We start from the raw sequence: 12,844 nt of genomic DNA, 5'->3' as shown, positions 1-12,844 counted from the left end.
GCGTGATCTGAGTGTCCGGTCCGGCGCGCAGCATGCGCCGGACACCGCACGCCGGGCACCGCACGGGCAGGCCATGCTCGTGTTCGCTTGCCGCACGATTGCAGTCTGCGCGTGTGCGTTTGCCGACAAACTTTTGAGACTCCCGTCGCGTCGGCTCCACCAACGGTCGGCGACACTAGGCGCTCTTTTGCCGGAGACGTGGATGCGCTTGTACGCAGGGTTGTCGCGCGTGTTTCCCCGCTCCTTCAGTGCCAAGCTGCTGGCGGTGACCTTTGTCGGCATCCACCTGCCGCTGCTGTTGTTGATCGCCTGGCTGGCCGCGCAGAGCGAGTTGAGCGGGCGCCCGCTGTGGTCGGTGGTGATCGTGGCGCTGCTGGCCACGCTGGCAGGCACCGCGGCCACCTTGTCGGCGCTGTATCGCCTGCTCGCACCGCTGCGCATCGCCGCCGACGCCCTGGATGCGTATTACGCCGACCAACGTCTGCCCAGCCTGCCCGAACATGGCGACGACGAGCTGGGGCGGTTGCTGCGCGGAATCAATCGCAGCCTGCGCGGCATCGACGCCGGCATGCGCGATTTGAAGAAGCATGCCTTGTTCGACCCGCTGACCGAGGCCTTGAACCGGCGCGGCTGCGAGCAGGCGATGCGCGATTCGGTCACCGCCGCACAGCGCGAAGGCTGGCCGTTCGTGTTGTTCGTGCTGGACATGGACAACCTCAAGCCGATCAACGACCGCTTCGGCCACCTGGCCGGCGATCGCGTGCTGGTAAGGCTGGTGGAGTCGGCCTACGGCTGGCTGGGCGCGCAGGACTGGATCGGGCGCTGGGGCGGCGATGAATTCCTGATCGGTGTGCATGCCAGCGAGGACGACGCCACGCTCAAGCTCAATCAATGGCTGTCGATGCTCGAACGCGAGGATGCCGACGAGGCGCCGCTGCATGTGAGCGCCGGTAGCGCGGTGTGCGAGCGGGGCCTGGATGCCACTGAGCTGTATCGCCGCGCCGATGCGGCGATGTATCGCGCCAAGTTTTCCGGCGGCCGGCGTCTGGTACGCGACGGGCATGACAGCCCGCGCAGCCATCCGGTGGTCTAGGCGCGATCCGGAGATCACCTGGCGGGCGGGCCGCAGGCTGCTGCGCGGCTGCGCACCGGCGGCATGCATCACGCTACCGCTGCGGCGGGCGCAGACGGTTCGCGCCGGCCCAGGCAGCGACATGGGCGTGGTCCTTTGCCGCCGCAGCTTGACCGGCCGCCAGGTGCTCGCCTGGCGCCACACGGGCAGGCAAAGGCCCGTGGCGTTAAAATGCCCAATTCCCTCGCTGCGGTGCCGTCGATGCGCTTCCCGTTCCTGTCGCTGTCCCTGGCCGTGTCCATCGCGCTGGCCGGCTGTTCCAATGAGTCCACGCCGCCGGCCGCCAGCACCGCCGCGCCGGCCACCACTGCCAAGGCCCCCGTGAAAGCAGACGCCCGCAACCACGATGAGAGCTCCTACGCCCAGCCGCAGCTGGTGGTCATCAAGGATCTGGCGCTGGACCTGAAGCTGGACTTCGACAGCAAGCAGATCGGCGGCACGGCCACCTATACGCTGCAGTGGAAGGACAAGGCCGCCAAGCAACTGGTGCTGGACACGCGCGAGCTGAGCATCGCGCAGGTGCAGGCCGACGACGGCAAGGGCGGCCTGGCACCGCTGCAGTTCGCGCTGGCGCCGGCCGACAAGACCTTCGGCAGCAAGCTCACCATCGAAGCGCCGACTCAGCCGGCCAAGGTCGTGATCACCTATCACACCGCACCGACCGCCTCCGGCCTGCAGTGGCTGGAGCCGTCGATGACCGAAGGCAAGCAGCTGCCCTTCATGTTCAGCCAGTCGCAGGCGATCCACGCACGCAGCTGGGTGCCGTTGCAGGACACCCCGAGCGTGCGCTTCACCTACAGCGCGCATGTGACCTCGCGCCCGGATGTGATGGTGCTGATGAGCGCCGACAACGACCCCAAGGCCGCGCGCGACGGCGATTACAGCTTCAAGATGCCCGAGCCGATTCCGTCCTATCTGCTGGCGATCGCCGCCGGCGATGTGGTGTTCAAGCCGATTTCCGCACGCTCGGGCGTGTGGGCCGAGCCGGCCATGGCCGACAAGGCCGCCAAGGAATTCGAAGACACCGAAAAGATGATCGGCGCCGCCGAAAAGCTCTATGGCCCGTATCGCTGGGGCCGTTACGACATGCTGGTGCTGCCGCCGTCGTTCCCGTTCGGCGGCATGGAGAATCCGCGCCTGACCTTCGCCACGCCCACGGTGATCGTCGGCGACAAGTCGCTGGTCTCGCTGGTGGCGCACGAACTGGCGCATAGCTGGTCGGGCAACCTGGTGACCAATGCTAGCTGGAAGGACATCTGGCTCAACGAAGGCTTCACCACCTACGTGCAGGCGCGCATCACCGAGGCGCTGTATGGCGCCGAGATGGCCGAGATGGAGCGCGAGATCGACCAGGGCGATCTGCTGGCCGAAGTGAAGGACATGGCGCCGGCCGACCAGGCGCTGGCATTGCCGCCGCTGGCCGAGCGCGACCCCGACGAGGCCCTGAGCCAGGTGGCCTACGTCAAGGGTGCGTGGTTCCTGCAGTTCCTGGAGCAGCGCTTCGGGCGCGCGGTGTTCGACCCGTTCCTGCGCGGCTGGTTCGACGATCATGCGTTCCAGAGCGCCACCACCGACCAGTTCGTCGATTACCTCAACAAGAACCTGCTGGACAAGCATCCCAACACGGTCAGCGCGGCCGAAGTGGATGCGTGGCTGAAGCAGCCGGGCATCCCGGCCTTCGCCACCAAGGCGCGCTCGCGCAGCTTCTCGATCGTGGACACCGCGCGCATTGCCTGGAGTGGCAGCGGCACGCTGCCGAGCAAGCAGGTCACCGGCGAATGGGGCACGCAGGAGTGGGTGCACTTCCTCAGCGGCATGGGCGCCACGCTCAAGCCCGAGCAGCTCAAGCAGCTGGATGATGCCTACCACTTCACCGGCACACCGAACGGCGAGATTGCCATGCGCTGGTACCCGCTGGCGATCCGCAGCGGCTACACCGATGCGCGCCCCGCCGCCGGTGAGTTCATCGAACGCGTCGGCCGCCGCAAGCTGGTGCTGCCGATCTACACAGAACTGCTGAAGACCCCGGACGGCATCGCCTTTGCCGAACAGGCCTTCGAAAAGGCCAAGCCCGGCTACCACCCGATCACCACCGCGTCGGTGGCCGAGATGATCGCCAAGGCCAAGGCGGCACCGCCGGCGCAGCCGCAGCCGTAATGGCAGCGGAGGGCGTTGCAGACGCCCTCCGTCGCTTCCATCGCCAAATCGCCTGCAACCACCGCCGTAGGAGCGCACCCGGGCGCGACAGGGCTTTCCCGGTGAAACCCGATCGCGCCCAGGTGCGCTCCTACGATGCAGGGTGGCTGATCGCGGGTGGTGCGGCAGGCCGGTATCGTTGCCGCTGCCGTCCATGCCTTCCGGAACCGACGGTGCAGTCGCGCCGTGGTGCATGCCCGCCCGCCGCTTCCATCGCCGCATCGTGCCTGCAATCACCGCCGTAGGAGCGCACCCGGGCGCGACAGGGCTTTCCCGGTGAAACCCGATCGCGCCCAGGTGCGCTCCTACGATGCGGCGTGGCTGATCGCGGGTGGTGCGGCAGGCCGGTATCGTTGCCGCTGCCGTCCATGCCTTCCGGAACCGACGGTGCAGTCGCGCCGTGGTGCATGCCCGCCCGCCGCTTCCATCGCCGCATCGTGCCTGCAATCACCGCCGTAGGAGCGCACCCGGGCGCGACGGGGCTTTCCCGGTGAAACCCCGTCGCGCCCGGGTGCGCTCCTACGCTTTGCGGCGGATCGCGGGGCATGCGGGCAGGCTGGTATCGTTGCCGCTGCTTTTCATGCATTCCGGAGTCGACGATGAAGTATCTGCTGATTGCGGCCTTGTGCGTCGCTGCAGTGAGTGGCTGTACTGATCGCGAGGCGCAACGCCAGGCGCAGGAAACCGCGCAGGCGCAAGCCAAGGAACACGATGCCGACGCACTCGCCAAGCAATACGACGAGGCAGTGAAGGCCGAAAACTGGGACATGGCACGTGCGCATGGCGCGGCACTGCTGGAAGGCTACGCCGGCACGGCGGCGGCCACACGCATCGAGCCCGGTTATGCCGACATCAAGGCCAAGGGCGAACAGGCGCGCGAACTGCGCCGCATGCAGGCGTTGTGGCAGTACTCGCAAGTGCCGGCCAAGGGCGGCACGCAGCGCTCGGCGATGATCGATGCCAAGAGCCGCGTGGATGTCGACGGCAGCGGCCCCAAGCCGGTGAGCCTGGTGTTTCGTGATCACCCGCAGTGGAAGCGCCACAGCTATCTCGTGCTCAAGGCCGGCGACTTCAACTGCTATCGCGGCTGCAAGGTGCAGGTCTCGGCCGATGGTGGCGCACCACGCGCGATGGCCGCGCACCGACCCGATACCGACGAAGCGATCGCGATGTTCATCGACGACGACAAGGCGCTGTGGCAGCTGGTGCGCAACGCCAAGCGCATCAGCATCGCGTTCCCGGTGAAGGCCGGCGGCACCCGCACGGCAGAGTTCGACGTGGGCGGCCTTGAGACCACCCAGATGCCGGGCTGGAAGTAGGCACGACCGCCGGCTGCCTGGCACCAGGCGCGCGCTCGGCGCACGGCATCGGCATGCACTGCTGGTCCATTGGGGTGAATGCGCCAGGTGTGGGTTCACCTGACGACGGCTTGCGGTATCGCGTCAACCATCTCTCGAGTGTTTGCACGTATGGACGGTAGGACCATCCCACAAATAACGCCCGCACTCTCCACCTACCGCCACTGGGTGTTCGACATGGACGGCACGCTGACCGAAGCCGTGCATGATTTCGCGTTGATCCGGCGTACGTTGGAGATCCCGCCCGAGGCGGACATCCTGCATCACCTGGCAGCGCTGCCGGCCGAGCAGGCCGCAGCCAAGCATGCGTGGTTGCTCGCGCACGAGCGCGAACTCGCGCAGGCCGCACAGCCGGCACCCGGTGCAGTGGCATTGGTGCGCGCGTTGCAGGCCGCCGGCTGCCGGCTGGGCATGCTGACCCGCAACGCGCGCGCGTTGGCGCAGGTGACGTTGCAGGCGATCGGCCTGCACGATGCGTTCGCCTGGGACGACATCGTCGGCCGCGATGAAGCCGCTCCCAAACCCGCGCCCGACGGCCTGCAGTACTTTGCACGACGCTGGTCGGTGGAAGGCGCGGCCCTGGTCATGGTCGGCGACCACCACAACGACCTGGCCTGCGGTCGTGCAGCCGGTGCCCGCACCGTGCTGGTCAACACGCCCGGCGATCCGTGGCCGGGTCTTGCCGACTGGCGATTGCAGGATTGCACGCAGTTGCTGGCGCAGTGGAACCGCTAGCGTGAGGGTTGGCGAGTAGGCCAGGCGCGCGGAAGGATGGATCGCGACGTGTGACTGGCCGCGTGTCGCTGGAGGTTGCTTGCGATCAGGACATCGTCATCGCATTGGAAGTGACATGCGCTAGAACGGGCGTGGACGCCGCTGAACCTTGCAATGCGTCATCAGCAAGCCAGACAGCACACGGCTGTCTGCGCCGTACCCTCATCCGCCCTTCGGGCACCTTCTCCCGATGGGAGAAGGGAAACGCGGCAGCACCCCGTTCGACGACGTAGCTGGCCTTCGGTGAGGTGAGGTGTTGCCTTGCGCGAGCCACAGCAAGCTATGTCGCCTCAAGCCTGCAAGGTGCGCAGCACTGGCCGACAGGCAATTCCACACCCGCTGCACCATCCATGTCACAGCACGACCGGCGCAAACTGTGCCAGAACCGTGACAGTGCGCCTGGCGCAAGCCACTGCCATCACTGCAGATGCCTGCTGCTACGACATGGTGCGTCGCACCAGTACGCTGGCATGGCGTTTGCTCGTTCTCTCTCGACGTTTCCGACGTCCGCGACGCAACTGGCGGGTGCAACGCCGGCGCCGCGGGATGTTTCAACCGACTGGTTGTTCAATCGAGAGGGGTAGACGCACATGCACCAATCTTCCTGCCGCAGCCTGCGCAGCAGTGTGCTGCTCATGCTTGCGCTGAGCGCTGCGCTGGCCGGCTGTAAAAAAGAGGCCGCCAACGAGACCGCTGCGCCGGCGCCGGCCGCTGCACCCGCCGCTGCGCCGCCGGCCGCCGCCGTGGTCGATACCGATGGCGAATTCACCACCAATGCCAGCAATCCGGACAACTGGGGCGGCATCGGGCGCGACTTCGCGCTCACCCGGCACAGCCCGCTGGCCGAGATCAATCGCGACAACGTCAAGAACCTGAAGATGTCGTGGGAAATGAAGACCGATGCCACGCGCGGCCACGAAGGCCAGCCGCTGGTGATCGGCAGCATCATGTACATGGTCAGCGCGTATCCGAACAACGTGTTCGCCATCGACCTGGCGGCGCAGGACGACGGCGGCAAGGTGCTGTGGAAATACACCCCGCAGCAGGACGAGCGCTCGGTGGCGGTGGCGTGCTGCGATACGGTCAACCGCGGCGCCTCGTATGCCGATGGCAAGCTGGTGTTCGGCAGCCTGAGCGGTGATGTGATCGCACTCGATGCCAAGACCGGCAAGGAAGTGTGGAAGCAGAAACTCGCGCACCCGGACAAGGGCGAGACCATCACCATGGCGCCGATCATCGCCGACGGCAAGGTGGTGGCCGGCATCAGCGGCAACGAGTTCGGCGTGCTCGGGCGCGTGGCCGCCTACAACCTGGCCGATGGCAAGCAGGCCTGGTCCTGCGATGCGGCCGGCACCGACAAGGCAATCTGCCTGGGTGCGGATTTCAACAAGGCCAATCCGCAGCACGGGCAGCTCGGCGATCTGGGCGTCAAGACCTTTCCCAACGACGAATGGAAGCGTGGTGGCGGTGCGGCCTGGGGCTGGTACAGCTACGACCCGAAATTGAAGCTGCTGTATTACGGCACCGGCAATCCCGGCCTGTGGAGCCCGTCGTATCGCTGCGGCAAGACCTCGCAGGAGGAATGCAACAACGGCGAGCATGACAACAAGTGGTCGATGACGCTGTTCGCGCGCAAGATCGATACCGGCGAAGCGGTGTGGGGTTATCAAAAGACCCCGTTCGACCAGTGGGATTATGACGGCATCAACGAGCCGATCCTGGTGGACCTGACCATCGACGGCAAGCAGGTGCCCTCGGTGGTGCAGTTCGATCGCAACGGCTTTGCCTACGTGCTCGATCGTCGCGACGGCACCTTGCTGCGCGCGCACAAGTTCGTGCCGGCCAACTGGGCCGAACGCATCGACATGAAGACCGGCCGCCCGGTCAAGGTGGCCGCGCATTCGCCGCTGGAACGCGGCAGGAAAGTGCAGGCCTTCCCCTCGGCCATGGGCGGCAAGGACCAGCAGCCGTGCTCGGTGGATCCGGCCAACTCCGCAGTGTTCTTCTGCGGCACCAACAACTGGCACATGGAGCTGGAACCGCAGGAGCGCGGCAACACCATGATGGGCCTGCCCTACGTGTTCGCCAACGTGATGATGAAGCCCAACGAGCCCGGTGCGCTGGGCATCGTCAAGGCCTTCGATGTGGTGGAAGGCAAATCCAAGTGGGAGATCAAGGAGAAGTTCCCGGTGTGGAGCGGCACCCTGGTCACCGACGGCGGACTGGTGTTCTACGGCACGCTGGACGGCTGGTTCCGTGCGGTGGACAAAGACACCGGCAAGAAGCTGTGGGAGATGAAGCTGCCCTCGGGCATCATCGGCAACCCGATCGCCTACAAGGCCAACGGGCACCAGTACGTGGCGGTGTTCTCCGGCATCGGTGGCTGGATCGGCCTGCCGGTGGCCGCAGGTCTGGATCCGTCCGATCCGTATGGCGCGCTGGGGGCTGCGGGGCTGGCGTTCGGCGCCGGCTTCGACAAGATCCCGCTCGGCGGCATGGTGCACAGCTTCCGTATCGATGGTGCGGGCAAGACCGTGACCGCCGGTACCACCGCCACCGCAGCGGCAGGCGGCGGCGCGGCCAACGCCGTCGCGAAGACCGCACGATGAGATCCACGCAAGGCGTTGCAGGCGCGCACCGGCAGTTCGCTGCCGGTGCGCGTGGCATGCCCCGGCATCTGCACAAGATGCTGGTGGTTTGCAGCCTCGGACTCGTCGCCGCAGGCTGCACACGCGAGCCGTCCTCACCGACGGCTCGCGCTTCTGATTCCGCAGCGGCGCCCACAGCGGCGGCTGCCTCCAGTGCACTGCCGGCTTCGGCGCAATCGACGGCAAGCACGCCACTGCCTGCGCCCGATCCCGCGGTGCTGCGCGTGTGTGCCGACCCGGGCAACATGCCGTTGTCCAACAAGGCCGGCGAAGGCTTTCAAAACAAGATTGCGCAGGTGGTGGCCGAGGCCATGGGCCGTCGCCTGGAATACGAGTGGCGCACCTACTACCAGCGCGGGCTGGCGCGCAGCACCATCACTGCCGGCCGCTGCGACGTGCTGATGGACCTCAACAGCGACTTCGAGCAGGGCCTGACCACGCGCCCGCTGTATCGCTCGGCGTATGTGCTGGTGACGCGCAAGGGCCTGGATCTGGTGCCGGCCTCGCTGGACGACCCGGCGCTGAAGAAGCTGCGGCTGGGCGTGTTCCAGAGTTCGCCCGCACGCCAGGCCCTGTACGAACACGGCATCAGCGGCGAGGTGCAGTACTTGTTCTACGACTCGGCCACCGCGCCGGAAGAACATCCCGGCAAGCTGGTCGAACGCGTCGCCGCCAATGAACTGGATGCGGCCGAATCCTGGGGCCCGGTGGCCGGCTACTACGCCCGGCGCAACGGCCTGGGCGTGGTGCCGCTCAATACCATCGACGATGCGGTGCTGGAGTATTCGATGGCATGGGCGGTGTCGCGCAAGAATGCGCAGCTGCGCGATGCCCTGAACACGGCGATGCAGCAGAGCGCGGCAAACATCGCGCAGATCCTGCGCAGCTATCACGTGCCGCTGGTGCGCTGCAGCGAGTGCGTGGTGAGCGGCGATCTGGCCGCGCATGGGCCGTATGCGACGCCGACGCCAGTGTCCAAGGTGCCAAGCCCGGCCGCATCCTCGCAGCAACTGGCGCAGCTGCAACTGCGCATCGCCGACGGTGCCGACCCGAACCAGGAGCTGGCGCATGCGCTGGATGCCGGCGATGGCGTGCGGGCGGCGTGGCTGTTGCGGCATGGCGCTGATGTCAATCGGCCCAACCTGCTTGGCGAGCCGCCGTTGCACCAGGCCATCCGCAATCAGGAACCGGAGCTGGTCGGTCTGTTGCTCGATGCCGGTGCAGCCCTGGATGCACGCGATGCCAGTGGCTGGACCGCGTTGATGAAAGCCGCATGGGCCAACGATGCCGACAGTGTGGCCAGGTTGCTCGGCAAGCGTGCGTCGGTGGACACCGTCTCCGGCGACGGCTGGAGCGCGCTGGAGCTGGCGGTGGCCTACGCCGATGTCGGCGTGGTGCAGGCATTGCTGAAGGCAGGGGCGGACGTGCGGCGTTCCAATCCCGCCGGCTTCACCCCGGTGATGTTTGCGGTGGCGCGCGAGGACCCGGCGATTCTCGATGCGGTGCTGGCCGGCGGCGCCGAGGTCGGCCACGCGAATCAGGCTGGCGTCACTGCATTGATGCTGGCCGCTGCGGCCGGGCGCGAGGCGGTGGCCAGGCGCTTGCTGGCGGCCGGCGCAGACCCGTCCGCACGCAATCGCGACGGCAAGACCGCCGCCGCATTGGCGCAGGCACGCGGCGATGGCGCGCTGGCCGCGCTGCTCACCCAGGCCAGGCACCCATCCCGGCAATGACTGTGTCACCCGCCGCGCGCACGGGGTGCGTGGTGTTCCCTCCGACCAGAAAGGTTCGTTCATGCGCAAGTCCACCGTGGGTTGTTCCGATCATTCCGTCCGCGCGCCGTTGTGCGCGGTGATGCTCAGCATGCTGCTGGCCGCCTGCGGCAAGGACGCACCGCCGCCAGCGCCCGCGTCCGAGGCCGCCGCTCCGCCGGCTGCCAGCACGCCTGCGCCGGCCACCGGCGCCGCCGCGCCGGTGCCCGCAGCGGCGCCCGCCGGGATGCCCAACCCGGCCGCCGGGCCTGCACCGGATCCGGCCACCCCGCCCGCAGCGCCGGCCACCGTCGTGGCGATCCCGAAGGGGCCGGAGGTCAAGGTCACTCCCGAACTGATCGCCGAAGGCAAGAAGATCTATTTCTCGGCCGGCTGCAATGCCTGCCATGGCGGCACCGGTGGCGGCGGCATGTGCCCGCCGTTGACCAACGACATCTGGGTGTATGGCAGCGACGACGACACCTTGCGTACGCTGATCAGCGAGGGCACCGCCGCGATGATCACCCACGGCAAGACCCGCATCGGGCATGAGAAGGTGGTCGGGCAGATGCCGCCGTTCGCGCCGGTGCTCAAGCCGGGCGACACCGAGAAACTGCTCGCCTTCATCCATTCGATCAACAAGACCGCGGGCAAGGCGCAATGAGGCCAGCGCCCATCGGGTGGCAGCGCGTCCTGGCGACCACCGCGCTGGGCGTGCTGCTGGGCCTGGCCGGTTGCCGGCGCGATGCGCAGCCGCCCGCGGCCATGGCCACGCCGGCGACAACGACGAGTGCGTCTCCTGCAGCAACACCGGCGCCATCGACACCGCCGGTGTTTGCGTATGTGCCCAATCAACGCAGCGGTACGGTATCGGTGATCGATACGCACAGCGATACGGTGGTGCGCACGCTCAGCGCGCAGGGGCAACTGGGCAAGCGCTTGCAGCAGGTGTTGCCGGGCCCGCACGGGCATCTGTACCTGATCGATGCCGAGCATCATCGCCTGATCGAACTGGATACCGAAAAGGACGCGGTGCTGCGCAGCGTGCAGATCGGCGAGAACGCCGAGGGCATCGCGCTGTCGCCGGACGGCAGGCAGTTCGCGGTGTGCGTGGAAGGGCAGAACCAGGTGATGCTGATCGATGCGGCGCAGTTCCGCGTGCAACAGGTGATCGCCACGCGCGGGCAGGCGCCGGAGCATTGCGCCTACACGCCGGACGGGCGGTGGTTGCTCACCAGCAACGAAGGTTCCAACGACATGGACATGATCGAGCTGGCCACCCATCGATCGCGCGGTGTGGTCGCCACCAGCGGCCATCCGCGCGGCATGGCATTCGCGCCGGACGGGCACAGCGTCTACATCGCGCAGGAGACCGCCAACGTGGTGGACGTGATCGACCTGCAGACGCGCCGACGCCGCGCCAGCCTGCCGGCCGGCGTGCGCACGGCGGGCGTGGCGTTGTCGGCCGATGGCACGCGGCTGTATGCGTCCAACGGCGGTGCTGGCACGGTCAGCGTGATCGATACCCAAAGCGCGCGCAGGCTTGCCGAGATCACGGTGGGGCTGCGGCCGTGGAATCCGGCGCTGACCCCGGCCGGCGACAAGCTGTATGTCGCCAACGGGCGCTCGAACACCGTGAGCGTGATCGACACCGTCGCGTTGCGCGAGATCAAACAGATCCCCGTCGGCGACCTGCCGTGGGGCGTGGTCATCGCGCGCTGAGCGGCGGCCATGCCGACGCGCGCCAGGGGGGGCGGATGAAGACACGCGCTGCGGTGGCATGGGGTCCGCACCAGCCGCTGACCATCGAAGAGGTGGACCTGCAGCCGCCGCGGCCCGGCGAGGTGCTGGTGCGCCTGGTCGCCACCGGTATCTGCCACGGCGATGCGCATGCGTTGGCGCACGGGCAGGCGAGCAGCTTTCCGGCGATCCTGGGGCAGGAGGGCGCGGGCATCGTCGAGGCAATCGGCATCGGCGTCACCAGCGTGCAGCCCGGCGATCACGTCATCCCGCTGTACATGCCCGAGTGCGGCGTGTGCAAGTTCTGCCGCTCCGGTCGCACCAACCTGTGCCAGGCGATCCGCAGCAGCCAGGAGCGCGGCCTGATGCCCGACGGCAGCAGCCGGTTCTCGTTGCACGGCCGGCCGATCCTGCACCACATGGGCACCAGCACGTTTTCCGAATACACCGTGGTGCCGGAGATCGCGGTCGCGCGGATCCCGCCGGATGCACCGCTGGATCAGGTCTGCCTGCTTGGCTGCACGGTCACCACCGGCGTCGGTGCGGTGCTCAACAGCACGCATGTGCGGCCCGGCGACTGCGTGGCAGTGTTCGGCCTGGGCGGCATCGGCCTGTCGGTGGTGCAGGGCGCGGTGCTGGCGCAGGCCGGGCGCATCATCGCGGTGGATATCGACCCGGCCAAGTTCGCGCTGGCGCGTGCCCTGGGCGCCACCGATTGCCTGGACCCGCGCGACTACGGCGCGCCGATCCAGCAGGTGATCGTGGACCTCACCGACGGCGGCGCCGACCACAGCTTCGAATGCGTGGGCGATGTCGGCGCGATGCGCGCGGCGCTGGAGTGCTGCCACAAGGGCTGGGGCGAGAGCGTCATCCTCGGCGTGGCCGACGACGCGCAGGAAATCAGCACGCGCCCGTTTCAGCTGGTGACCGGGCGGGTGTGGCGCGGCAGCGCGTTCGGTGGGGTGAAAGGGCGTAGCGAGTTGCCCGGCTATGTCGCGCGCTATCTGCATGGCGATCTGCAGCTGGCACCGTTGATCACCCGCATCCTGGCGCTGGACGACATCAATCAGGCGCTGGCGGATCTACGCGCGGCGCGTGGCATCAAATCGATCGTGCTTTATTGAGGGAGACGACATGAGGTCGACGCATCACTTACCGTGGGATCGCAGCACACCGCCGCTTCGCGTCGCACACCATGGCCGCGATGCATTGCAACGACATCGGCTTGCCTGCGCCTGCGCAGCG

General features: G+C 67.6%; 9 protein-coding genes. All 9 read left to right on the top strand.

The features are described 5' to 3' along the window. The first annotated feature begins 202 nt into the window (after positions 1–202). The 9 genes from EO170_RS10170 to EO170_RS10130 all read left to right on the top strand — a co-directional run bounded on the left by EO170_RS10170 (position 203) and on the right by EO170_RS10130 (position 12,723). Positions 203–1,093, top strand: a complete 891-nt coding sequence (locus tag EO170_RS10170; RefSeq protein WP_024940237.1) for a GGDEF domain-containing protein — start codon at positions 203–205, stop codon at positions 1,091–1,093. A gap of 240 nt (positions 1,094–1,333) precedes the next feature. After that, entirely contained in the window at positions 1,334–3,289 is a 1,956-nt protein-coding gene (locus EO170_RS10165) for a M1 family metallopeptidase (protein WP_206514005.1), read from the top strand. Positions 3,290–3,927: 638 nt separating this feature from the next. Next, positions 3,928–4,647 carry a hypothetical protein gene (locus EO170_RS10160; RefSeq protein WP_126944608.1) on the top strand — a complete coding sequence of 240 codons (720 nt, stop codon included), beginning with the start codon at positions 3,928–3,930 and terminating at the stop codon, positions 4,645–4,647. Positions 4,648–4,797: 150 nt separating this feature from the next. Further along, complete coding sequence (locus EO170_RS10155) at positions 4,798–5,421, top strand: HAD family hydrolase (RefSeq protein ID WP_115675990.1); 624 nt, start codon at positions 4,798–4,800, stop codon at positions 5,419–5,421. A 629-nt stretch (positions 5,422–6,050) separates the two neighbouring features. Then, positions 6,051–8,069 (top strand): methanol/ethanol family PQQ-dependent dehydrogenase, encoded by a 2,019-nt coding sequence (locus tag EO170_RS10150; RefSeq protein ID WP_343134522.1) that lies wholly within the window; start codon positions 6,051–6,053, stop codon positions 8,067–8,069. Next, positions 8,066–9,841, top strand: a complete 1,776-nt coding sequence (locus EO170_RS10145; RefSeq protein ID WP_126944605.1) for a quinoprotein dehydrogenase-associated putative ABC transporter substrate-binding protein — start codon at positions 8,066–8,068, stop codon at positions 9,839–9,841. The genes EO170_RS10150 and EO170_RS10145 overlap by 4 nt, the downstream gene beginning before the upstream one ends. Positions 9,842–9,866: 25 nt before the next feature. After that, a complete protein-coding gene (locus EO170_RS10140) occupies positions 9,867–10,523 on the top strand; it encodes a c-type cytochrome (protein ID WP_164740993.1) in 657 nt (218 codons plus the stop codon). Next, positions 10,520–11,581, top strand: a complete 1,062-nt coding sequence (locus EO170_RS10135; protein ID WP_126944599.1) for a beta-propeller fold lactonase family protein — start codon at positions 10,520–10,522, stop codon at positions 11,579–11,581. The genes EO170_RS10140 and EO170_RS10135 overlap by 4 nt, the downstream gene beginning before the upstream one ends. 35 nt (positions 11,582–11,616) lie before the next feature. Beyond that, complete coding sequence (locus tag EO170_RS10130; protein WP_115675998.1) at positions 11,617–12,723, top strand: S-(hydroxymethyl)glutathione dehydrogenase/class III alcohol dehydrogenase; 1,107 nt, start codon at positions 11,617–11,619, stop codon at positions 12,721–12,723. The last annotated feature ends 121 nt before the right edge of the window (positions 12,724–12,844 follow it).

The sequence above is a fragment of the Xanthomonas sp. BRIP62409 genome, assembly GCF_003992965.1.
In the GTDB taxonomy this organism is placed as follows: Bacteria; Pseudomonadota; Gammaproteobacteria; order Xanthomonadales; family Xanthomonadaceae; genus Xanthomonas; species Xanthomonas euroxanthea.
This window is presented reverse-complemented; position numbering and strand designations above follow the sequence as displayed.

Excerpts from the sequence above, each read along its gene's own strand:
- EO170_RS10170 (WP_024940237.1), top strand. The coding sequence starts at position 203 with ATGCGCTTGTACGCAGGGTTGTCGCGCGTGTTTCCCCGCTCCTTCAGT.
- EO170_RS10165 (WP_206514005.1), top strand. The coding sequence starts at position 1,334 with ATGCGCTTCCCGTTCCTGTCGCTGTCCCTGGCCGTGTCCATCGCGCTG.
- EO170_RS10160 (WP_126944608.1), top strand. The coding sequence starts at position 3,928 with ATGAAGTATCTGCTGATTGCGGCCTTGTGCGTCGCTGCAGTGAGTGGC.
- EO170_RS10155 (WP_115675990.1), top strand. The coding sequence starts at position 4,798 with ATGGACGGTAGGACCATCCCACAAATAACGCCCGCACTCTCCACCTAC.
- EO170_RS10150 (WP_343134522.1), top strand. The coding sequence starts at position 6,051 with ATGCACCAATCTTCCTGCCGCAGCCTGCGCAGCAGTGTGCTGCTCATG.
- EO170_RS10145 (WP_126944605.1), top strand. The coding sequence starts at position 8,066 with ATGAGATCCACGCAAGGCGTTGCAGGCGCGCACCGGCAGTTCGCTGCC.
- EO170_RS10135 (WP_126944599.1), top strand. The coding sequence starts at position 10,520 with ATGAGGCCAGCGCCCATCGGGTGGCAGCGCGTCCTGGCGACCACCGCG.
- EO170_RS10130 (WP_115675998.1), top strand. The coding sequence starts at position 11,617 with ATGAAGACACGCGCTGCGGTGGCATGGGGTCCGCACCAGCCGCTGACC.